The organism is Streptomyces sp. NPDC091280 (assembly GCF_044768565.1).
GTDB lineage: Bacteria > Actinomycetota > Actinomycetes > Streptomycetales > Streptomycetaceae > Streptomyces.
Genome location: NZ_JBIVUZ010000008.1, coordinates 193,173 through 214,717 on the forward strand (window position 1 = coordinate 193,173; position 21,545 = coordinate 214,717).

Consider the following 21,545-nt stretch of genomic DNA (forward strand, 5'->3'; position numbering starts at 1 on the left):
TCTCGTCGGCCCCGCACCTGACCGCACCATACGTCGACCGATCGGTACAATCAATCTTCGAGAGGTCGTGAAGAAATATGCGACGCGGGTATTGACCGATTGGTCTATTCGGCTTCGGGAGCGGGCCGGCGAGGTTCCCGAGGCATCCCGAGCCCGCGCTCGGCCACCTGCGTCCGCAGCACCTCGTTCGCCCCGCCGGCGATCGTGTACGCCCGCGAGTAGAGGTGCGCGTCCTGCCACCAGCCGTCCGCCACGGCGTCCTCGTCCCCCTCGACCAGCAGTCCGTCCGTGCCCTGGAGGGTGAGGCCGAAGTCGACCAGATCGTGGTTCAGCTCGCTGAAGAAGATCTTGCCGAGCAGGGCGTCGGTGGGCCCTTCCGTGCCGTGCACCATCCGGGACTGGGCGAGCCCGATCAGCGCGGCGTTCACCTGCACCCGGGTGGCCAGTTCGCCGATCGCCTGCCGGGTCGCGGAGTCCTCCGGCGCGGGCCGGCCGTCGACCTCGGTCCGTTCGGCCAGACGCAGCAGGTCGTCCAGGACGGCGACCAGTTCCACACCGCGCGCCGCCACCCCGGAACGTTCGTGGCCGAGGCTGCTCATCGCCACCCGCCAGCCGTCGTTCACCCGCCCGATGACATTCGCGGCCGGGATGCGGACACCGTCCAGGAACACCTCGTTGAAGTCGGTCGTCCCGGTGATCTCCCGCAACGGGCGGATGTCGACGCCGGGGCTGCGCAGATCCAGGGCGAACGCCGTGATGCCCTTGTGCTTCGGGGCCTCGCGGTCGGTGCGGGCGAGCAGATAGCCCATGTCGGCGTGCTGCCCGTTGGTCGTCCACACCTTCTGGCCGTCCACGACGAACACCGCGTCCTCGCCCTCGCCCTCGCGGACCGCGCGCGTCCGCAGCGCCGCGAGGTCGCTGCCCGCCTCCGGTTCGCTGAACAGCTGGCACCAGATGTCCTCGCAGGAGCGGACGCGGGGCAGGAAACGCGCGCGCTGTTCGTCGGTGCCGAACTCCAGCAGCGCGGCCGAGGCCAGGGAGGCGGCGCCGATCGGCTGCCAGGTCCGGGCGCGGGCGATCTCCTCCGCCACGACCGAGGATTCGAGGGGATGTGCGTCGGGCCGGCCGCCGTACTCGGCCGGCCAGTCGATGCCGAGGAAGCCCGCCTCGTACAGCTTCGCCGTCCACGCCCGGATCGCCGGCATCAGTTCGGGCTCCGGTGCGCGCACTCCCGTACGGGTCTTGACGCCGGGGGCGTGCTCGGCGACGAAGGCGCGCACCTTCCGCCGGAACGCTTCGAGCTCGGGCGTGGACTCAAGTCGCATCGCTGTCGGCTCCCTGTTCTCGTGCCGCGGCCCATAAATGAGGTTACTCTAACCAGGTCGATCACTCGCTTGCCAGGGCTCGGTGCCAGAAAAAGTGGCCTCATCTTGGTTCCAGGTGCCCGAACGGCACGCCTCTTGCCCAGGTGGCGAATAGACTGGGGATCCGCAATATCCGCCCCAGAGGAGTTGGCCATGGCGACTGCCGTCGACCGCGAGCCCGCCGACGGTGAGGCCGGCGTCCCGGTCGGCAAGCTGGCCGCGCAGACCGCCCGCCGCATCGAGGCGGCCGTGATCCGCCAGGGCTGGCCGGTGGGCGAGTCGCTGGGGTCCGAGGTGGACCTCCGGGAGCGGCTGGGGGTGAGCCGGGCCGTGCTGCGCGAGGCGGTGCGGCTCGTCGAGCACCACCAGGTGGCCAGGATGCGGCGCGGCCCGAACGGCGGCCTGATCGTCTGCGCGCCCGACGCGGGACCGGCCACCCGCGCCATGGTGATCTACCTCGAATACGTCGGCACGAGCGTCACCGACCTGCTCCAGGCCCGGCTGCTGCTGGAACCGATCGCCGCCGGACTGGCCGCCGAGCGCATCACCGAACAGGGCATCGACACGCTCCGCAGCACGCTCGACGCCGAACTCGACCACTGGGACGACCCCGGCGTCCACTCCCAGGACCCCCTGCACCCCGTACTCGCCCAGCTCTCCGGCAACCCGGTCCTGCACCTCTTCGTCGACGTGCTCACCCGGCTCACCGCCCGCTACGCGCACACCTCCCGCCGTGTCTCCAAGACCGAGATGCACGCGGCGAAGGACACCTCGCACCGCGCGCACAAAGCCGTCGTCGACGCGGTCATCGCCGACGACGGGGCCCGCGCGCAGACCGAGTTGACCGCGCACCTGGAGTCGGTGGCCGGCTGGATCGAGAAGCACCGGGTGCGGCGCGGGCAGCGGATCGCCGGCAACGTCGTCGAGCCCGAACTGGTCGAGGGGCCGCGCGCCAAGCTCGCCGAGGTCGTCGCGGCGCGCATCCACGACGACATCGCGGCGCGCGGCTGGCAGACCGGCATGGTGCTCGGCTCGGAGTCCGATCTGCTCGCCCGCTACTCGATCAGCCGGGCCGTACTCCGGGAAGCCGTACGGCTGTTGGAGTACCACTCGGTGGCCCGGATGCGGCGCGGACCGGGCGGCGGCCTGATCGTCACCGAGCCCGAGCCGCAGGCCAGCATCGACACCATGGCGCTGTTCCTGGAGTACCAGGGCGTCACCGCCGACGACCTGCGGATCGTCCGCAACGCCATCGAACTGGGCATCGTCGCCCGGGTCACCGCCCGAGTCGCCGAGGGCGACAAAGAGGTGACCGAACGGCTCGGCAACGCGGTGCGCTGGAGCACCGAGGGCCCCGCCGACGACCCGCGCAAGGCCGACCTCTTCCACACCGAACTGGCCGCGCTCTCCGACAACCCGGTGCTGTCGCTATTCCTGTCCATCATCACCGAGCTGTTCCGCCGCCATGCCTCCGGCCACGACCGCCCGCTGCCCGGCGACACGGCCGCCGAGGAGGTCCAACACGTCCACCAGCGGATTCTCGACGCCATCGTCGAGGGCGACGCGGGCGTGGCCCGGCACCGGATGCGCCGTCACCTGGACGCGCTGATCCCCTGGTGGCACTGACCTCCTGAAGGTCGACCGACAACGCCCCCGCGCGGCCCCCGGGCCCGCGGGGGCGTCGTGCTGTACGGGTCTGCCGTACCGGGCTGTGTCAGGCCAGGGTAATTAGGTATACTGAATAGGCCGAGTCGAAGGAGATCCGATGCGCCGGACCCTGTTCGAAGAGACCCATGAGGACTTCCGTCTGCTGGTCCGTGACTTCATCGCCCGCGAGGTCGTCCCCTCATACGAGGACTGGCGACGCGCCGGACTCGTCCCCCGGGACCTGTTCACCGCGCTGGGCAAGCTGGGCATCATCGGCACCTCGATCCCGGAGGAGTACGGCGGGGGCGGCCAGGACGACTACCGCTACAACGCCGTGATCCAGGAGGAGTGCGCGCGGGCCTGCGTCACCCTCGGCGGTCTGCGCACCCACCTGGACATCGTCGTCCCGTACTTCACCGGCCTGGCCGACGCGGAGCAACGGGCACGCTGGCTGCCGGGGTTGGCCTCCGGCGAGCTGTACAGCGCGATCGCGATGAGCGAGCCCGCCACCGGCTCCGACCTCGCCGGCATCACCACCCGGGCGGTCCGCGACGGCGACCACTTCGTCCTCAACGGCGCGAAGACCTTCATCACCGGCGGCCACCACGCCGACCTGGTGATCGTGGTCGCCCGCACCACCGTCGACCCCGACAACCGGCGCGCCGGTCTCTCCCTGCTCGTCGTGGAGCGGGGCACCCCCGGCTTCACGGTGGGGCGCAAGCTGGAGAAGATCGGACTGGCCGTCCAGGACACCGTGGAACTCGCCTTCGACGACGTCCGCGTGCCCGCCGCCAACCTCCTCGGCGAGGAAGGCGCCGCCTTCACCCTCCTCGGCCGCAACCTCGCCCAGGAGCGCCTGGCCATCGCGGTCGGCGCGGTCGCCCAGGCCCGCACCGCGATCGACCTGACCGTCACCTACGTCCGCGACCGGCACGTGTTCGGAAAGCCACTGGCCCAGTTCCAGAACACGAAGTTCGAACTCGCCGCCCTGGACGCCGACCTGACCGCCGCGCAGGCCCTGCTCGACGCGTCGATCGGCGCGCTCGTCGCGGGTGAACTGGACCCCGTGGACGCGGCCCGTACCAAGCTGGTGTGCACCGAGACACAGGGCCGGGTGGTCGACCGCTGCCTCCAACTGCACGGCGGCTACGGCTACATCCTCGAATCCCCGATCGCCCGCCTGTACGCGGACGCCCGCGTGACCCGCATCTACGGCGGCACCAGCGAGGTCATGAAGCTCATCATCAGCAAGTCCCTGGGCCTTTAAGACCGTTTAGACCATGAGGAGTTGGGTGTGAACATCGACGGTTCAGCGGCACTCGTCACCGGCGGCGCCTCCGGGCTCGGCCTGGCCACCGCGCGCCGCATCATCGAACGCGGCGGACGCGTCGTCCTCGCCGACATCTCCGAGGAACAGGGCGTCAAGGCGGTCGCCGACCTCGGCGAGGCCGCCCGCTTCGTGCGGGCCGACGTCACCGACGCGGCCGAGGTCACCGCCGCCCTCGACGCCGCCGAGCGACTCGGCACCCTGCGCGCCGTCGTGCACTGCGCCGGACGCGGCGGTGACCGCACCCGCATCATCGACCGCGACCGCAACCCCGGCGAACTCGACACCTTCGCCGAGGTCGTCCGCGTCAACCTGATCGGCACCTACAACGTGCTGCGCCTGTCCGCCGCCCGCCTCGCCGGCAACGAGGCCGTCGACGGCGACCGGGGCGCCGTCGTGCTCACCGCGTCGGTCGCGGCCTTCGACGGCCAGATCGGACAGACCTCCTACACCGCGGCCAAGGCCGGAGTCCACGGCATCACCCTCGTCGCCGCGCGCGACCTCGCCAGCTGGCAGATCCGGGTGAACACCATCGCCCCCGGCATCATGGACACCCCGATGCTCGGCCGCCTGCGCGCCGACATCCGCGACGGCCTCGCCGCCTCCGTCCCGCACCCCAAGCGCCTCGGCGACCCGGACGACTTCGCCCGTCTCGCCGTGGAGATGCTGGAGAACCCGTACCTCAACGGCCAGACCGTCCGCCTCGACGGCGCCATCCGCATGGCCCCGCGATGACAGCGGACGAGACCGACGAGACGGACGGCCGATTCCGCGCCGGCCTGCGGGACTTCCTCACCGAGCAGCACCCCGGCCGCCGCCCCAAGGACCCCGTCGAGCGCGTCGCCTGGCAGAAGAAATGGCTCGCCACGCTCTACGACTCCGGCTGGGCGGGCCCGAGTTGGCCGCGCGCGTACGGCGGCATGGACCTCTCCTTCGCACGCCAGGTGATCTATCAGGAGGAGTACGCCCGGGCCCGCGTCCCCGGCCCGCTGGGCACCGGCCTCGGTATCGCCGCCCCCACCCTCATCAAGTACGGCACGCCCGAGCAGAAGGAGCGCCATCTGCGCCCCATGCTGCGCGGCGACACGGTGTGGGCCCAGGGCTACTCCGAACCGGAGGCGGGTTCGGACCTGCCCGCGCTGCGCACGACGGCACGGCGCGAGGGCGCGGAGTACGTCGTCAACGGACAGAAGGTGTGGAACAGTTCGGCCGACATCGCCGACATCCTCTTCACCCTCGTGCGCACCGGACCGCCCGACTCCCGCCAGGACGGCATCAGTTACCTGCTGATCGACGCCCACGCCCCGGGAGTGACCGTACGCCCGCTGCGCGACCTGACCGGTGACGCGCACTTCTGCGAGATCTTCTTCGACGACGTCCGCGTCCCGGTCGCCGACCGCGTCGGCGAGGAGAACGGCGGCTGGCCGCTGGTGCGCACGAGCCTCGGGCACGAACGGGCGGCCGGCGCGATGAACCAGGCGGCTCTGTACCGGCGGGTGCTGGACGAGCTGATCGCACTCGCCCGCGAGCGCGGGGCGAGCGCCGACCCGGTCGTCCGCGACCGGCTCGCCGACTTCGAGGTCCGGGTGCGTGTCATGCGGCTCACCGGCATGCGCACCATCGCCGACATCATGGCCAAGGGCGAGCCGGGGCCCGCCTCGTCGACGGCCAGGCTGTCCATCGTGACCTTCGAGCAGGAACTGCACGAGTTCGCGGTCGACCTGCTCGGACCGTACGGCATCCTCGACCGCCGCGACCCGCACGCCGTCCAACGCGGGCGCTGGGTATGGGGGTTCCTGCGCACCCGCGCCTCGTCGATCGGCGCGGGCACCGCCGAGATCCAGCGCAACACGATCGCCGAGCAGGTGCTCGGCCTGCCCCGTGACCCGGCGATGCCGACCGTGGAGAGGACCCGATGAAGGCCGCGCGCTGCACGCAGTACGGACCGCCCGGCGGTCTCTCGGTCGTCGAACTCGACGACCTGCGGCCCGGACCCGGTGAGGTCCTGGTCCGGGTGCACGCCGCCGCGGTGAACTTCCCGGACGTGCTGATCGTGGCCGACCGCTACCAGGTCCCCGCGCCCCTGCCCTTCACGCCCGGCAGCGAATTCGCCGGTGTGGTGGCCGAGTTGGGCCCGGGCGTCACCGGACCGCCGGTCGGCTCACCGGTCGCCGGGGCGGTGCTCACCGGCGCGTTCGCCGAACAGGTCGTGGTGCCCGTCGCGGGTCTGCGCCAGGTGCCCGAGGGGCTCGACATGGTGCACGCCGCCGCCTTCCATGTCACGTACGCCACCGCCTACCACTCCCTCGTCACGGTCGGACAGGGCAGCGCGGGCGAGTGGGTGGCGGTGCTCGGCGCGGCCGGCGGGGTCGGCTCGGCGGCGGTCGACATCGCGACCCGGCTCGGGATGCGGGTGGTCGCCGCCGCGTCCAGCCAGGAGCGGCTGACCATCGCCCGCAAGCTCGGCGCGGAGGCCGGCGTCGACTACGTGCACGAGGATCTCAAGCTGCGCACCCGGGAGTTGACCGGCGGCGAGGGCACCCACCTGGTGATCGACCCGGTGGGCGGCGAGCACGCGGAGGCCGCCCTGCGCGCGCTGCGGCGGGGCGGCCGGTTCGTCACGGTCGGGTACGCGGACGGCGAGATCCCGCGCATCCCCTTGAACCTGGTGCTGCTCAAGGACCTGGTCGTACGGGGCTTCGAGATCCGTACGGTGCGGCAGTACGCCCCGGACGCGGTGGCCGCCGCGGACCGTGCCCTCGCCGCGCTGGTCCGGGACGGGATGCGCCCGTTGGTCTCCCGGGTCCACCCGCTCGACGAGGTCGCCGCCGCCCTCACCGAGGTCGCCGAGCGCAGGACCACCGGGAAGGTGGTCCTGGATCTCGTGTCGTAGGACGTGCCGTCAGAACGTGGGGAGTTGGGGGCGCTTGCGGACATAGCCGCCGGCGTCCACCCGCATCTGCATGCCGGTGACATAGCGGGACTCGTCCGAGACCAGGAAGAGCACCATGTCGGAGACGTCCTCCGGCTCGACGTAGGGGATGTCCATCCCGGTCGTCGCGGGGAAGGACAGCAGCGCGTCCTCGCGGGTCGGGTTCTCCAGGTCGGGGCGGAAGGAGCGGTACATGATGTCGCTGTTGAGCATGTCCGTGTTGACGTTGGTGGGGTGCAGGCCGTTGACCCGGATCCGCCGGGACAGCAGCACCGTCGCCAAGTCGTGGACGAACGCGGCGACTTGGCGCTTGGCGAAGGAGTAGCCCAGGCCGCCGGGGCCGTTGGAGGGGTTGTCGACGGTCGCCGGGGTAAGGGCCGCGATGGACCCCGTCGCCACGATCGAGGCGCCGTCCGGCAGATGCGGCAGGGCCGCCTCCACGGCGTGCACGACCCCGTTGAAGTCGACGGTGACGGCGTCGATGAACGCCTGGACGCCCTGCTGCGGACCGAGCGGCGCGATTCCGGCCTGCGCCACCACGGCGTCCAGCCGGCCGAGTTCGGCCACGCCGTCGGCCACGGCCGCCTTCAGCGCCGCCGGGTCCCGGACGTCCGCCTTGCGCGCCACGATCCGCCGCCCGAGCTTCTCCACCTGGCGCACGGTCTCGTCCAGGTCGTCCCGGGTGGCCAGCGCGTACGCGTTGGTGGCGATGTCCTCGCACAGGTCGACGGCGATGATGTCGGCGCCCTCCGCGGCGAGCCGGAGCGCGTGGGCGCGGCCCTGCCCGCGGGCCGCCCCGGTGATGAACACGACCTTGTCCTGTACTCGGCCCATCCTGGGGCTCCTTCCGTCGGAGATAAAAGAGTAGCCTGAATGCTGTCCGGTGGTGTGGTTCGTGATCCATGATCGGTATCAAGTCCACGGACAGCTGGCCGATTTCCATTCAGTGAGACCTGAACAGTGCACACAATTCGGCCGGTGCTAGAGAGTCCATGAGATTCGAGGGAGCACATCGATGCCATTGCAGCCATGGATGAAGTTGCTGTCGACCGACGACCACCTGATCGAGCCGCCACGCCTGTGGACGGACCGCCTGCCGTCGAAGTACCGGGACCTCGGGCCGCGGATCGTCGAACAGTCGCGGGGCGAGGGCCAGGCCCCGGCCGAGGTGTGGAACTACGAGGGGCGCATCTACCCCTACATCGGCCTGAACGCCGTGGCCGGCAAGTCGCCCGAGGAGTTCGGCCTCGAACCCACCCGCTACGACGAGATGATCCCGGGCTGCTACGACCCGAAGGCCCGGCTGCGGGACATGGACCTGGACGGCGTCTGGGGCGCGCTGTGCTTCCCGTCGTTCCCGCGCTTCGCCGGCACCGTCTTCCTGGACGGCCAGGACCGCCGGCTCGCCCTGCTGTGCGTACAGGCGTGGAACGACTTCGTGATCGACGAGTGGTGCGCCACCGCGCCCGGCCGGCTCATCCCGCTGGTCATCCTCCCGCTGTGGGACGTCGACGCCTGCGCCGCCGAGATCCGGCGCACGGCGGCCAAGGGCGCCAAGGCGATCTCGTTCCCGGAGAACCCGGTCCCGCTGGGCCTGCCGTCGTTCCACACCGACCACTGGGACCCGGTGTTCACGGCGGCCGAGGAGACCGACATGCCGCTGTGCCTGCACTTCGGCACCTCTGGCGCGGCCCCCAAGACCGCCCCGGAGGCACCGTTCGCGGTGACGATCACCCTGTTCGCCACCAACTCCATGTACGCGGCTGCCGACCTGCTGTTCTCCCCGGTCCTGCACAACCACCCGCGGCTCAAGATCGGCCTGTCCGAGGGCGGGATCGGCTGGATCCCGTATCTGCTGGAACGCGCCGACGGCACCTGGGAGCGGCACCGCTTCTACCAGAACGTCAACCAGACCGTGCGGCCCTCGGACCTGTTCCACAAGCACTTCCACGGCTGCTTCATCGACGACCGGTTCGGCGTCGAGGTGCGCCACCACATCGGCATCGACAAGATCACCTGGGAGTGCGACTACCCGCACTCCGACTCCTACTGGCCCAAGAGCCGCGCCTACGCGGCCGAGGTCCTCGCCGATGTGCCGGACGACGAGGTGCACAAGATCGTGGAGCTGAACACCCGCCGCCTCTACAACCTCCCCGCATGAGCAGGCGCCCGGAGTCCGAACGCTCCGACTGGACCGACCTCGACCTGCTGACCCGCGACGAGGCGTACGGGCGCCTCCAGGAGGAGATCGGCCTCACGGTGGGCCGGCTCGCCGAACTCGGCGCGGCCGACGCGGCCGAGCGTGAACTCCTCGACACCCGGCTGCGCGCCCTGCGCGAGGCCGCCGAGGACCTGAATGTCCGCTGAAGGAAAGGGAGTCGGCGTGGGACGTATGGAAGGCAAGGTGGTCCTCATCACGGGGGCCGCCCGGGGGCAGGGGCGATCCCACGCGGTGCGGCTGGCGGAGGAGGGAGCCGATGTCGTCGTGACCGACGTGTGCCACGACATCAGCGCCGAGCTGCCCTACTCGCTGGCGTCGAAGGAACAACTGGAGGAGACGGCGGAGTTGGTGCGGGCGACCGGCCGCCGCTGTGTCGCCCTGCAGGCCGACGTGCGCTCGGTGGCGGAGCTGCGGGCCGCCGCCGACGCGGCCTGGGAGGAGTTCGGACGGCTCGACACGCTGGTGGCCAACGCGGGCGTGATGAGCATCGGCGCCGCCTGGGAGCTGTCCGAGGAGGCCTGGGACGTCACCGTGGACGTCAACCTCAAGGGCCCCTGGAACACGGTACGGGCCGCGGTGCCCAGGATGATCGAGGCCGGGCAGGGCGGCTCCGTCGTCATCACCAGCTCCGCAGCCGGCATCCGCGGCCATGTGCCGTACGCCCACTACACGGCCAGCAAGCACGGTGTGGTCGGCCTGATGAAGGCGCTGTCGAACGAACTCGCCCCGCACCGCATCCGGGTGAACACCGTGCACCCGACCGGCGTCAGCGACACCGGCATCACCGTCGGCGTCCCCATCGAGGAACTCGCCGCGCGCGAGCCGCTGTTCGCGCTGGCCGCGATGAACCCCCTCGCCCCGTACGTGGAACCGCGCGACGTGTCGAACGCCGTCCTGTTCCTCGCGTCGGACGAGTCCCGCTATGTCACCGGCCTCCAGTTCACCGTCGACGCCGGCTCGACTAACAAGCCGTAGAACGGAGTTGTGCATGAAGATCACGATCGACTCCTCGCTGTGCTCCGGGCACGCGAGGTGTGCGGCGGCGGCGCCGGAGGTGTTCCGGCTCGACGACGACGGCTATGCGCTGCCCTACGACGGCGAGGTGCCGGCGGAACTGGAACAGGCCGCCAGAGACGGTGAGTCGGCCTGCCCCGAGCGGGCGATCACCGTCGAGCGCTGACACCGAGGAGCCCCGCGGTCCACGACCGCGGGGCTCCTCTCACGCGCGCTCGGCTCAGCCGGCGGGCTGCGGCGGCGGGGTGAAGTGGTGGCCCCAGAACGCGCCGTCGGTGATCTCGTACACGGGGACCGGCTCCGGCACCTTCAGGCCGTTCCAGCCGAACTCGACCGCGTAGTTCTCCGGCGACCACACGTAGAACGACACCATGTGGTCGTTGGTGTGCTTGCCGAGCGAGTGCATCATCGGGACGTCCAGCTTCGCGGCCCGGTCCAGCGCGCGGCCCACGTCGTCCAGCGTCTTGCCCTCGACCATGAAGTGCAGCAGCCGGCCCGGGCCCGGCGCCGGAGTGACGCCCAGGGTGTGGTGGCGGGGGTTGCAGCCCATGAACCAGGTCGTGCCGCCCGGCGAGCGCATGGTGTTGCGCTCGATGAAGCCGAGGGTGTTGACGTAGAAGTCGAAGGTGCCGCGCGCGTCCTCGGCGGAGACGATCGCGTGCCCGAAGCCCATGTCACCGGTCAGGAAGCCCGAGACCAGCGGCGTGTGCGCCGGAACGTGGTCGAGGATCGCGCCGTAGAACAGCTCGACCGGGTTGCCGCCCGGGTCGTTGAACTTGACGAAACCGGTGACCCGGCGTTCCGCGGCCTCCTCCTCGGTGCCGGCGGTCACCTTGATGCCGGTCTTCTCGACGTCGGCGACCAGCCTCGCCAGCTCCCGTTCGTCGATGACCTCGAAGCCGAGGGCGGTCATCCCGCTCTGCGAACCGGGGGAGACCACGATGCGGGCCGGATAGTCGTCCATCCGGTAGTAGAGGGACTCCGGGTCGCCGCCCGCGACAGGCATCAGGCCGAGGAAATCCGCCCCGAACACCTTCCATTTCTCGATGTCACTGGATTCCAGCCGTACATACCCGAGTGAGCGCACACCCATCAGGGATCTCCCATCACCGTCGTCAAGTCCTTGCGGTCCGACGCTAATCAGGCGGGCCGGTCAGGAGCCGCGCACGTCCCACTGATCGGGAGGAGTGCGACACCCGGCCCGGACGCGGTGGCACGGTGACTGTCGCCCGTCATCCCGCGACCGGAGGCCACGCACCGCCATGACACTCACCGCTGAGGACACCCTGCGCGAACTGCGCACCGACGAGGGCACGTTGCGCTACCACGAGGCGGGCGACGGGCCGCCGCTGCTCCTGTTGCACGGTTCCGGTCCGGGGGTGACCGGCTGGCGCAACTACCGTGGGAACCTGCCCCTGTTCGCGAAGCACTTCCGCTGCCTGGCGCTGGAGTTCCCGGGCTTCGGGGTCAGCGACCCCACCGACGAGAACCCGATGATGGCGGCCCCGAAGGCCGTGCTGCGCTTTCTCGACGGCCTCGGCCTCGACCGCGTCGACGTGATCGGGAACTCCATGGGCGGCTTCGTCGCCGCCGGACTCGCCGTCGCCCACAAGGACCTGTTCCGCCGGGTGGTCACCATCGGCGGTGTCGGCCGCAACATCCTCTCGCCCGGCCCGAGCGAAGGCCTCAACCTGCTCGTCGAGTTCGCCGAGAACCCGACCCGCGAGAACCTGGTCCAGTGGCTGCGCTCGATGGTCCACGACCCGTCCCTCCTCACCGACGAACTCATCGAGGAGCGCTGGGCGAGCGCGACGGATCCGGCCACTCTGGAGGCCTCCCGGCGGATCTACGGCCGGCAGGCCATGGCCGCCATGCAGGCCGCGCAGGCCCACTCCGACCAGCCCATCTGGGCCGCCCTCCACAAGATCACCGCGCCCACGCTGCTGACCTGGGGCCGCGACGACCGGGTCACACCACTGGAGAGCGCGCTGATCCCCATGCGTACGATTCCCAAAGCGGAACTGCATGTGCTGCCCGACTGCGGACACTGGGCCATGATCGAGCAGAAGGAGGCCTGGGAGAGCGCGGTCCTGGCCTTCCTGACCCGACCCGAGGCGTCCTGAGCGTCGGCGGGAGCACCCAACGACCAGGGGGGACGACGTGGCGAGACCCGCAGCGGGACGGCGACCGGCGGCCCCGATGTCGAGCGGCCAGGCCGCCCGCCGGGTCGGCATCCTTCGCGCCGCCTCCGAACTCGGCGCGCGCGAAGGGCTGGCCAGCGTCCAGATGCACGACGTGGCCAAGGAGGCCGGCGTCGCCATCGCCACCCTGTACCGCTACTTCCCGTCCAAGCCGTACCTGTTCATGGCGGTCCTGGAGTGGCACATCGAGCAGTTCGTCGGCGGCCCCGAGAACACGGCCGCCGCCGGCGGGGGCACGGACCCCGCCGGCGAGATCGCCGAACTCCTCGTCTCGCTCAGCGGCAAGCTGCTGGACAGCCCGCTGCTCGCGTCGGCGGTGGCGCTGGCGTCGTTCACCGAGTACACGAGGATCGTCCCGGCCCGCACCGACCTCGTCGACAGCGCCCTGGGCCAGGCCATCCTGCGGCTGCTCGGCGTCGGCCCCCAGGAGGCATCGGCCACCGAGCGCAGCAGGGCGCGCCTGTTGATCTACGGCTGGTGGGGCCTGTTCGTGGCCGTGCTCACCGAGGAGCTCTCCACCGCGGAGGCGGAGACCAACATGCGCCTGGCCGCGCGGCTGCTCCTCACGCCGTAGAGACCTCAGGACGCCGTAGAGACCTCGTGACAGTGCCCGGAACACCCCTGGTGTTCCGGGCACTTGACGTGCTGTCAGATCCCGGCTGTCAGTTCTCCTCGCCCGCGATGTCCCGCACGGCCAGGTACGAGAACGCGACACTCGTACCGATGGGGGCTCCCGCACCCGGGTACACGCGGCCCGTCATCGCGGCCGCGGTGTTGCCGGCCGCGTACAGCCCCTCGATCGGGTTGCCGTCCGGGCGCAGCACCCGCGCGTGCTCGTCGGTCTTCAGGCCGCCCTTGGTGCCGATGTCGGCGGGGACGATGGTCGCGACGTAGTACGGCGGAGTGTCGAGCGGGGGCAGCAGCGGGTTGGGCCACTCGTCGGTGGGCGGCGGCGCCGGGTAGTTGAGCTGGGGCAGCGCGGGGAAGCCCAGGACGTACTGGGCCATCTGGTCCCAGGGTGTCTCGCCGCGGTGGAACTTCTCGTCGACCCCGGTCCGCGCGTAGGAGTTGAACTCCTCGACGGTCCGGCGCAGGGCGTCGAACGGGACGTCGATCAGCCGCGCCAACTCCTCAAGCGTGTCCGCCTTCTTGAGCGCGCCCGACGCGAACCACTCGGGGCGGACCGGCTCGTCGTAGGGGCCGCCGAAGCTGTCCCGGTCCAACTGGCGCTGGTCGATGACCCAGTGGGCGGGGATGTGCGAGACCCCAGAAGTCGCGTGCAGGCGCACGATCTCGCGGCCCGCCTGGTCGTAGGGGCGGGTCTCGTTGACGAAGCGTTCGCCGGCCGCGTTGACCCAGATTCCGCCGCGGGTGCCCGTGTGGAAGAGCGGCAGGCCGTCCGGCCACACGAGTCCGGGCGTGAACCAGGCCGCGTCGAGCAGATCGGTGGCGGCACCGATCGCGATACCGGCCTGGAGCGCGTCACCGGTGTTGCCCGGCGCGCCGTGGGACCACTCGCTGCCGCGCTCCGGGACCGGCTGGTACTTCTCGCGCAGCTCACGGTTGCGCTCGAAGCCGCCGGCCGCGAGGATCACCCCGCCCGTGGCACGGAACGTGACCCGTTCCCCGCCGCTCACCGCCTCCACGCCGACGACCTTGCCGTCCTCGACGACCAGGTTCTCCAGCGCGGTGTCCAGGCGCAGCGTGCCGTGGCCCGTCTCCAGGAACGCGGCCAGCGTCCGGCCGATCAGCGCGCGGCCCCCGCTGAGCACCGGGCCCTCGTCCTGGCCCCAGCGCTGGGCGGGCAGGCAGGCGCGGACCAGCCGGGCGTGTTCGCCGAGCTCGGCCACGGTGACCTTCGGCGGGAAGATCGTGTGCCCGGTGGGGGACGAGCCGGCGACCGCCGGGTAGTAGTCCGGCACCGGGAGGTGCTCGAAGGACTGGAACCACGGGTTCCGCTCCAGCTCGTCGATCAACTGCACGCCGGCCCGCAGATAGGCCTCCTGGAGCGGCTCGCGCGACGCGTCGTCGACGGTCTCGCGCAGATAGGTCCGCGCGTCCTCGACGCTCTCGTCGAGCCCCGCCCGCCGCATGGGCGCGGAGCCCGGGTACCACAGACCGGAACCCGAGTAGGCGGTGGTGCCGCCGACCCGGTCCGTCTTCTCGATGACGAGGGTGCGCAGGCCGCGCGACGCGGCGGCATAGGCACCGACCAGACCTCCCCCCGACCCGACCACGATCACGTCGTAGACGTCCTCGTTGCTGGCCAAGATGCCCTCCTCAGGTGTGCTGACGTTCTCGACGGCCGAGCGCGGCTCAACGCCACAACCTCTCGCGATGTGCGGGCGACGGTATCGAGCCAACTCACCCGCTCCGACCGGTCATCTCGCTCACCGAGACCATTTGTCCGCAACCGGACCGAGTCCCGGTGAGCGGAACGCGCCGGACCGCGAAAGGGCGCGGATGCCCAGGCTGGAGACCATCACGAGTTGAGGATGCGAATGACAGACGTTTGGGAACCGAGGGCCGTCGCGGACCGTGCGGGGGCGGTGGCCGAGGCGGTCGCACGACTGACGCGCGCGGCCGGCGACCGTCGACCGTGCGCTCCCGTACGGGATGTGCTCGGCGCCACCGACATCAGCCTCGCCTACGCCGTCCAACAGCGCGTCGTCGCCGACCGGATCGCGGCCGGATCGCGCGTCGTCGGCCGCAAGATCGGACTGACCTCCGCGTCGGTACAGCGCCAAGTCGGCGTCGACCGGCCCGACTTCGGGGTGCTCCTCGCCGACATGGACGTCAGCGCGCTGCCGGCCGTGCCGAGCGAGCGGCTGCTGCAACCCCGGGTCGAGGCGGAGATCGCGTTCGTTCTCGCCGCCGACCTCGACGACGAGGACCTCGATCTCGAACGGGTCCGGTCCGCCGTCGCGTACGGCGTCGCCGCGCTGGAGATCGTGGACAGCCGGGTGGCCGACTGGGACATCGCGATCACCGACACGGTCGCCGACAACGCGTCCAGCGGACTGTTCGTACTCGGCGCCGAGCGCGTCGAGTTGAAGGCCTTCGAACCCCGGGACGTGCGGATGCGGCTGTACGCCGACGGGGAGTTGGCGTCCGAGGGCGATGGCACCGCCTGCCTCGGCGATCCGCTCGCCGCGCTGCTCTGGCTGGCGCGCACCGCGCGGGAGTTCGGCGATCCGCTGCGGGCCGGTCAGGTCGTGCTCTCGGGTGCGCTGGGGCCGCTCGTCCCCACCCCGCCCGGAGTGACCGTACGGGCCGAGATGTCGGGCCTCGGCACCGTGACCGCGACGTTCTCGGCCGGGCCGGCGGACACAGCCGCGTCAGCTGGATCGACCGACGCATCCGACTCATCGGACTCTTCGAAGGAACAGGGATGACGAAGACCAAGGTGGCCGTCATCGGCTCCGGGAACATCGGGACCGACCTGATGATCAAGGTGCTGCGGCTGTCCGACACCCTGGAGATGGCCGCGATGGTGGGCATCGACCCGGACTCGGACGGCCTCGCGCGTGCCGCGCGCCTCAAGGTGCCCACCACGCACGAGGGCGTGGACGGGCTGATCCGGATGGACGGCTTCGAGGACATCGCGATCGTCTTCGACGCCACGTCCGCGAAGGCGCACGTCGAGAACGCCAAGCGCCTCACGCCCTACGGCAAACGGCTGGTCGACCTCACGCCCGCGGCCATCGGCCCGTACGTCGTGCCGCCCGTCAACCTCGACGAGCACCTCGCCAACGATGTCGACAACCTCAACCTGGTCACCTGCGGCGGCCAGGCCACCATCCCGATCGTGCACGCGGTCAGCAGGATCACACCGGTCCCCTACGCGGAGATCGTCGCCTCGATCGCCTCGAAGTCGGCCGGGCCCGGAACCCGCGCCAACATCGACGAGTTCACCGAGACGACGTCCGCCGCGATCGAGAAGGTGGGCGGCGCCCAGCGCGGCAAGGCGATCATCGTGCTCAACCCGGCCGAGCCGCCGCTGATCATGCGGGACACCGTGTACTGCCTGATCGGCGACGCCGACCACGAGCAGGTGCGGGCCTCCGTGGAGGGCATGGTGGACGCGGTCGCCGAGTACGTGCCCGGCTACCGGCTCAAGCAGCAGGTGCAGTTCACCCCGATCCCGGCCGGCGACCCGGTCCACACCCTCTTCCCCGGCGACGCCTCCGAGGTCACCACCAAGGTGTCCGTCTTCCTCGAAGTCGAGGGCGCCGCCCACTACTTGCCCGCCTACGCGGGCAATCTCGACATCATGACCTCGGCCGCCCTGCGGGTCGCCGAGCGCATCGCCGAGCGCTTCTCCAGCGAGGTGGCCAAGTGACCCCCAGGCTCTATGTGCAGGACGTCACCCTGCGGGACGGCATGCACGCCATCCGGCACCGGATCACGCCCGAGAACGTGGCCGCCATCAGCGCGGCCCTGGACCGGGCGGGCGTGGACGCCATCGAGGTCGCGCACGGCGACGGCATCTCCGGCGGCAGCCTCAACTACGGCCCCGGCAGCAACACCGACTGGGAGTGGATCGAGGCGGCGGCCGGCGCCATCCACCGGGCGACGCTCACGTCCCTGCTGCTGCCCGGCATCGGTACCATCGCCGAACTCAAGCAGGCGTACTCGCTCGGCGTCCGCTCGGTCCGCGTCGCCACCCACTGCACCGAGGCCGACGTGGCCGCGCAGCACATCGCCACCGCCCGCGAACTCGGCATGGACGTCTCCGGCTTCCTGATGATGGCCCATATGACCGACCCCGCCGAACTCGCCCGCCAGGCACGGCTGATGGAGTCCTACGGCGCGCACTGCGTGTACGTCACGGACTCCGGCGGCCGGCTGACCATGGACGGCGTCCGCGACCGGATCCGCGCCTACCGGGACGTCCTCGACCCGGACACCCAGATCGGCATCCACGCGCACGAGAACCTCTCCCTGTCCGTCGCCAACTCCGTCACAGCGGTGGAGGAAGGGGTCACGCGGGTCGACGCGTCGCTGGCCGGGCAGGGCGCGGGCGCTGGGAACTGCCCGATCGAGCCCTTCATCGCGGTCGCCAACCTCCTCGGCTGGGAACACGGTTGCGACCTGTTCGCCCTCCAGGACGCCGCCGACGATCTGGTCCGGCCGCTCCAGGACCGCCCGGTGCGGGTGGACCGGGAGACCCTCACCCTCGGCTACGCGGGCGCCTACTCCAGCTTCCTGCGGCACGCCGAGACGGCCGCCGGACAGTACGGCCTCGACGCGCGCACCATCCTCCAGGAGGTCGGCAGGCGGGGGCTGGTCGGCGGGCAGGAGGACATGATCGTGGACATCGCGCTGGACCTCACGCGCGGCTGCTGAACGCGCGTTCCGGCAGCGCCGCTTCCCGGTCCACACGCCGGGGGCGGCGCTTTCGCGTGTTGATTAGACCGGGCGTACCAATAAACTCGTGCACGCCTCTTGGCCTGTGTCCGGCGTCGTTGTACGTTGACGAAGGCGCCGAACTAGAATTGATTTCAGTTTGAGCAGAGAGGCATTGACGATGACGTCTGCCCTTCGCCTGGAACCGCGATACGAGGCCGACCGGCATGCGCTGCCACCGTCGATGATGGAGCGCGTCACGCTGATCATGGACCTCTTCGAGCGGCCCCAGACACACCTCACCCTCGAAGTGGTCTCCCGCCGCACCCAGTTGCCGCGCTCGACCACCCACCGGATCCTCGACCAACTGGTCCGCCTGGACTGGCTGCACCACACGGTCGCCGGATACGCGCTGGGACCGCGCGCGCTCGGCCTCGGCGGGCGGGAGATCGGACACAGCACACTGCGCGCGGCAGCCGCGCCCCAACTCCTCGATCTGGCCGTGCGGACCAAGATGGTCGTCCATCTCGCCGTGCTCGACGGCCCGGAGATCTACTACCTCGACAAGGTCGGCGGCCGGGCCGCGGTCGACATCCCCTCCCGGGTCGGCGGCCGGGCGGTCGCGCACTGCACCGGGCTCGGCAAGGCGATGCTCGCCTGGCTGAGCCCGGAGGAGATCGACGCCCGCTACCAGCAGTCGATGGAGTGCCGCACCTCGCACAGCATCGGCCGGCTCGACCTGCTGCACCGGGAGTTGAGCACGGTACGGCGGCGCAACGGGCTGGCGATCGACCGGGGCGAGTGCTTCCCCGACCTCGGCTGCGTCGGCCTCGCGCTGCGCGGGCCGGACGGCCCGGTCGGCGCGATCTCCGTGGTCGGCGACGGACGGGCGCCGCTGGAACTGGTCGCCCCGCTGGTCGTCAACGCCGTACGGACCGTGTCCGAGGAGCTGTTCGGGGACGGGGAGTCCTACCGGCGCGAGGTGGCCGAGGCGGCGGGGCTGTAGCCGGGGCGGTCAGGCCGCCGAGGGGTGCGCGGAGAGCAGGTCCGCGAGGTCGACGCGGGTCAGGAACTCCTGCCGGACCCGGTCGGACAGCACGGACACCGCCTCGGAGCCGTCGTCGGCCGGGTCGACGTGCACCCGGTACGGCCGCTGTCCCGCGGGCAGCGCGACGATCCGGGCGATCTCCTCGGAGACCAGCGAGGCGTCCGCGCCCTCGGGCGCCAACGCGGCCAGTTTCTGAGCCACTTGGGTCATCAGACCCGCGTACCGGGTCTCGTACCGCTCCTCGACCGCGCGGTCGGCCGGGCGCCCGGAGTGGGCGAAGTGGTTGGTGCCGCTGGTGAAGGAGCCGGGCACCACGATGGAGGTCTCCACACCCCAGCGCGCCAGCTCGGCCGCGTAGCTGACGGCGAGGGAGTCCATGGCGGCCTTGGCCGCGAAGTACGGCGCGAGATAGGGCGGGGTACCGCCCTTGACGCTCGAACTCGACACCCAGATCACCAACCCCCGCCCGGCCGCGCGCAGATGGGGCAGTACGGCGCGGTTGACGCGCTGGGTGGAGAGGACGTTGACGTCGTACAGCTCGGCGAGCTGCTCGGGTGTGAAGGCCTCGGCCGGGCCGGTGACCATGTGGCCGGCGTTGTGGATCAGGACGTCGACGCGGCCCTGCTCGGCGATGATCCGCTCGATCGCCGCGTCGACGGAGTCCTGCTGGTTGACGTCGAGTTCGACGGACCTGAGGTCGACGCGGTGCTTCTCGGCGTAGTCGGCGGCGGCCCGGACCTGGGGTGCGTTGCGGGCGGCGGTCTCGCGCATCCCGGCGTAGACGGTGTCGCCCCGGTCCGCGAGGGCGCGGGCGGTGAGGGCGCCGAAGCCGCTGGAGGCACCGGTGATCACGATGACGTTGTTCATGAAGTTCACTCCTCGAAAGGGGGTGGCTCAGGCCAGCCCGCCGTTGGCGAACAGCACCTGGCCGTTGATCCAGCGGGCCGGGCCGGCGAGGAACGCGACCGCCTCGGCGATGTCGTCCGGGGTGCCGAGGCGCTCCAGCGGGGCGGCCTTGGCGAGGTTCTCCACCGTCGCCTCGTCCTTGCCGTCCAGGAACAGGGGAGTGGCGGTCGGTCCGGGGGCCACGGCGTTCACGGTGATGTCCCTGCCGCGCAGCTCGCGGGCCAGGACGAGGGTCATCGCCTCGACGGCGGCCTTGCTCGCCACATAGCCGCCGTACGTCGGGAACTTGGTGCGGGTGACGGTGGTGGAGAAGTTGATGATCGCGCCGCCGCCGCGCACCCGGCGGGCCGCCTGCTGAGAGACGACGAACGTGCCGCGGATGTTGGTGCGGTGCATGCGGTCCAGGGCGTCGAGGTCCATGGTCGCGATGGGGGAGAGGGTCATGATCCCGGCGGTGTTGACGACCACGTCGATGCCGCCGAACTCCGCCTTGACCGCGTCGAACGCGGCGGACATCGCCCCCTCGTCGGCGACATCGCCGCCGACCGGGATCGCCCGGCCGCCGGCCGCGACGATCGCGGCGACCGTCTCGTCGGCCCTGGCCTTGTTGCCCGCGTAGTGCACGCCGACCGCGATGCCGTCCTTGGCCAGCCGCTCGGCGACCGCGCGGCCGATGCCGCCGGAACCGCCGGTGACCAGGGCGACGCGGGGAGTGGTCTCGGTGTCAGTCATGGTGCGGGTCCTTCCGGGTGGTGGGGATCTGCGTGAGCCACTGGCCGAGCAGGGCCGACTCCGCTGGAGTGAAGGGTTCGGGGGTGAGGCCGTCCAAGGACGAGAGCAGCGTGGTCGCGGCCACCGCGCGGGCGTCGGCGGCCGTGGTCTCCGCCGCGGGGTCGACCAGGATCGCCTGGTGGATCGCGTCGCGGACCAGCCTCGACAGGGCGGCGTCCGGATACAGCGCGGGGCGCGTGATCAGGGCCAGGGACACTCCGGTGTTGGCCGACATGACCATGCGTGCCGCGATCTCCGGTGCGACCCGGAGCCGGCCCTGCGCGGCGAGCCGCTCCAGGTCCCCGCGCAGGATGCGCATCGCCTCCGCCGCCGCCTCGGGCACGGCACGCAGCGCCGGGGCGAACATGAGCTTGTAGGCGTTGGGATGCGCCAGCGCGAACGCCGTGTGGCTGTCCCAGCCGGCCTGGATGTCCCGCAGTGGGTCGTCCGACTTCTCGGCGGCGCGCTTCGTCTCCAGGTACTGGTCCCAGACGTGGTCGACCGTCGCCGCCAGCAGCCCGTCCTTGTCGCCGAACAGCCGGTACAGCACGGGCTGTTGCACACCGGCCGCCTCGCACACCGCGCGCGTCGACACATCGCCGCTCGGTGACCGGGCGATCAGTTCCGCCGCCGCCTCGATAATCAGCGATCTCGTGTTCATGTAATCGACGATAACACCGATGCGTATCGCTGACAACGGTCTGCTGTTAGCGGTGAAAACAGGGGTGCCTCCCACCGCGTGCGTGCGGTGGGAGGCACCCCTGT

At 71.0% G+C, this 21,545-nt stretch carries 22 protein-coding genes; 15 read left to right on the forward strand and 7 right to left on the reverse strand.

Features of this window, described 5'->3' with window-relative positions:
• Positions 1–104: 104 nt before the first annotated feature.
• A complete protein-coding gene (locus tag ACIQPR_RS24665; protein WP_403651875.1) occupies positions 105–1,325 on the reverse strand; it encodes an acyl-CoA dehydrogenase family protein in 1,221 nt (406 codons plus the stop codon).
• Positions 1,326–1,517: 192 nt separating this feature from the next.
• On the opposite strand from ACIQPR_RS24665, the gene ACIQPR_RS24670 reads away from it, so the two are divergent.
• From ACIQPR_RS24670 to ACIQPR_RS24690, 5 genes are all read left to right on the forward strand, one after another.
• Positions 1,518–2,990: a FadR/GntR family transcriptional regulator gene (locus ACIQPR_RS24670; protein WP_403651877.1), complete on the forward strand. Its 1,473-nt coding sequence runs from the start codon at positions 1,518–1,520 to the stop codon at positions 2,988–2,990.
• Between the two features lie 139 nt (positions 2,991–3,129).
• Positions 3,130–4,278 carry an acyl-CoA dehydrogenase family protein gene (locus tag ACIQPR_RS24675; RefSeq protein WP_403651880.1) on the forward strand — a complete coding sequence of 383 codons (1,149 nt, stop codon included), beginning with the start codon at positions 3,130–3,132 and terminating at the stop codon, positions 4,276–4,278.
• 27 nt (positions 4,279–4,305) lie between these two features.
• Positions 4,306–5,073, forward strand: coding sequence for an SDR family NAD(P)-dependent oxidoreductase (locus tag ACIQPR_RS24680; protein WP_403651883.1), 768 nt, complete (start codon positions 4,306–4,308; stop codon positions 5,071–5,073).
• Entirely contained in the window at positions 5,070–6,257 is a 1,188-nt protein-coding gene (locus ACIQPR_RS24685; protein ID WP_403651886.1) for an acyl-CoA dehydrogenase family protein, read from the forward strand. The genes ACIQPR_RS24680 and ACIQPR_RS24685 overlap by 4 nt, the downstream gene beginning before the upstream one ends.
• Positions 6,254–7,231, forward strand: coding sequence for an NADPH:quinone oxidoreductase family protein (locus ACIQPR_RS24690; RefSeq protein ID WP_403651889.1), 978 nt, complete (start codon positions 6,254–6,256; stop codon positions 7,229–7,231). The genes ACIQPR_RS24685 and ACIQPR_RS24690 overlap by 4 nt, the downstream gene beginning before the upstream one ends.
• A 9-nt stretch (positions 7,232–7,240) precedes the next feature.
• Here ACIQPR_RS24690 and ACIQPR_RS24695 read toward each other — a convergent pair whose 3' ends face one another.
• On the reverse strand, positions 7,241–8,104 hold the full coding sequence (locus ACIQPR_RS24695; protein WP_403651891.1) for a mycofactocin-coupled SDR family oxidoreductase: 864 nt from the start codon (positions 8,102–8,104) through the stop codon (positions 7,241–7,243).
• A 181-nt stretch (positions 8,105–8,285) separates the two neighbouring features.
• On the opposite strand from ACIQPR_RS24695, the gene ACIQPR_RS24700 reads away from it, so the two are divergent.
• The 4 genes from ACIQPR_RS24700 to ACIQPR_RS24715 are packed head-to-tail and all read left to right on the forward strand — an operon-like array spanning position 8,286 to position 10,671.
• Positions 8,286–9,431: an amidohydrolase family protein gene (locus ACIQPR_RS24700; protein WP_403651894.1), complete on the forward strand. Its 1,146-nt coding sequence runs from the start codon at positions 8,286–8,288 to the stop codon at positions 9,429–9,431.
• Positions 9,428–9,637, forward strand: coding sequence for a hypothetical protein (locus tag ACIQPR_RS24705; RefSeq protein WP_403651896.1), 210 nt, complete (start codon positions 9,428–9,430; stop codon positions 9,635–9,637). The genes ACIQPR_RS24700 and ACIQPR_RS24705 overlap by 4 nt, the downstream gene beginning before the upstream one ends.
• A 16-nt stretch (positions 9,638–9,653) precedes the next feature.
• Entirely contained in the window at positions 9,654–10,466 is an 813-nt protein-coding gene (locus tag ACIQPR_RS24710) for a mycofactocin-coupled SDR family oxidoreductase (protein ID WP_403651898.1), read from the forward strand.
• A gap of 13 nt (positions 10,467–10,479) precedes the next feature.
• Entirely contained in the window at positions 10,480–10,671 is a 192-nt protein-coding gene (locus ACIQPR_RS24715) for a ferredoxin (RefSeq protein ID WP_403651901.1), read from the forward strand.
• Positions 10,672–10,725: 54 nt separating this feature from the next.
• Here ACIQPR_RS24715 and ACIQPR_RS24720 read toward each other — a convergent pair whose 3' ends face one another.
• Positions 10,726–11,598 (reverse strand): VOC family protein, encoded by an 873-nt coding sequence (locus ACIQPR_RS24720; protein WP_403651903.1) that lies wholly within the window; start codon positions 11,596–11,598, stop codon positions 10,726–10,728.
• Between the two features lie 169 nt (positions 11,599–11,767).
• Between ACIQPR_RS24720 and ACIQPR_RS24725 the strand changes: the two genes are divergently transcribed.
• Both ACIQPR_RS24725 and ACIQPR_RS24730 read left to right on the forward strand, forming a co-directional pair.
• Positions 11,768–12,628 (forward strand): alpha/beta fold hydrolase, encoded by an 861-nt coding sequence (locus tag ACIQPR_RS24725; protein ID WP_403651906.1) that lies wholly within the window; start codon positions 11,768–11,770, stop codon positions 12,626–12,628.
• A 37-nt stretch (positions 12,629–12,665) separates the two neighbouring features.
• Positions 12,666–13,280 carry a TetR/AcrR family transcriptional regulator gene (locus ACIQPR_RS24730; RefSeq protein WP_403651909.1) on the forward strand — a complete coding sequence of 205 codons (615 nt, stop codon included), beginning with the start codon at positions 12,666–12,668 and terminating at the stop codon, positions 13,278–13,280.
• Between the two features lie 88 nt (positions 13,281–13,368).
• Here the strand turns inward: ACIQPR_RS24730 and ACIQPR_RS24735 are convergent, their stop codons facing one another.
• Positions 13,369–14,976, reverse strand: a complete 1,608-nt coding sequence (locus ACIQPR_RS24735) for an FAD-dependent oxidoreductase (protein WP_403651911.1) — start codon at positions 14,974–14,976, stop codon at positions 13,369–13,371.
• Between the two features lie 231 nt (positions 14,977–15,207).
• On the opposite strand from ACIQPR_RS24735, the gene ACIQPR_RS24740 reads away from it, so the two are divergent.
• The 4 genes from ACIQPR_RS24740 to ACIQPR_RS24755 all read left to right on the forward strand — a co-directional run bounded on the left by ACIQPR_RS24740 (position 15,208) and on the right by ACIQPR_RS24755 (position 19,061).
• Positions 15,208–16,101 (forward strand): 2-keto-4-pentenoate hydratase, encoded by an 894-nt coding sequence (locus ACIQPR_RS24740; protein ID WP_403651914.1) that lies wholly within the window; start codon positions 15,208–15,210, stop codon positions 16,099–16,101.
• The gene (locus tag ACIQPR_RS24745) at positions 16,098–17,048 is read left to right on the forward strand and encodes an acetaldehyde dehydrogenase (acetylating) (protein ID WP_403651916.1); all 951 of its coding nucleotides are present in this window, start codon (positions 16,098–16,100) and stop codon (positions 17,046–17,048) included. The genes ACIQPR_RS24740 and ACIQPR_RS24745 overlap by 4 nt, the downstream gene beginning before the upstream one ends.
• On the forward strand, positions 17,045–18,055 hold the full coding sequence (gene dmpG, locus ACIQPR_RS24750; RefSeq protein WP_403651918.1) for a 4-hydroxy-2-oxovalerate aldolase: 1,011 nt from the start codon (positions 17,045–17,047) through the stop codon (positions 18,053–18,055). The genes ACIQPR_RS24745 and dmpG overlap by 4 nt, the downstream gene beginning before the upstream one ends.
• Before the next feature lie 244 nt (positions 18,056–18,299).
• Complete coding sequence (locus tag ACIQPR_RS24755) at positions 18,300–19,061, forward strand: IclR family transcriptional regulator (RefSeq protein WP_403652667.1); 762 nt, start codon at positions 18,300–18,302, stop codon at positions 19,059–19,061.
• Positions 19,062–19,070: 9 nt separating this feature from the next.
• On the opposite strand, the gene ACIQPR_RS24760 is transcribed toward ACIQPR_RS24755, so the two are convergent.
• From ACIQPR_RS24760 to ACIQPR_RS24770, 3 genes are read right to left on the reverse strand one after another with little or no spacing between them, the layout of a single operon-like run.
• On the reverse strand, positions 19,071–19,970 hold the full coding sequence (locus tag ACIQPR_RS24760; RefSeq protein WP_403651921.1) for an SDR family oxidoreductase: 900 nt from the start codon (positions 19,968–19,970) through the stop codon (positions 19,071–19,073).
• 27 nt (positions 19,971–19,997) lie between these two features.
• Complete coding sequence (locus ACIQPR_RS24765; protein WP_403651924.1) at positions 19,998–20,741, reverse strand: SDR family oxidoreductase; 744 nt, start codon at positions 20,739–20,741, stop codon at positions 19,998–20,000.
• Positions 20,734–21,441, reverse strand: a complete 708-nt coding sequence (locus ACIQPR_RS24770; RefSeq protein WP_403651926.1) for a TetR/AcrR family transcriptional regulator — start codon at positions 21,439–21,441, stop codon at positions 20,734–20,736. Before ACIQPR_RS24770 ends, ACIQPR_RS24765 begins: the two co-directional genes overlap by 8 nt.
• Positions 21,442–21,545: the final 104 nt, after the last annotated feature.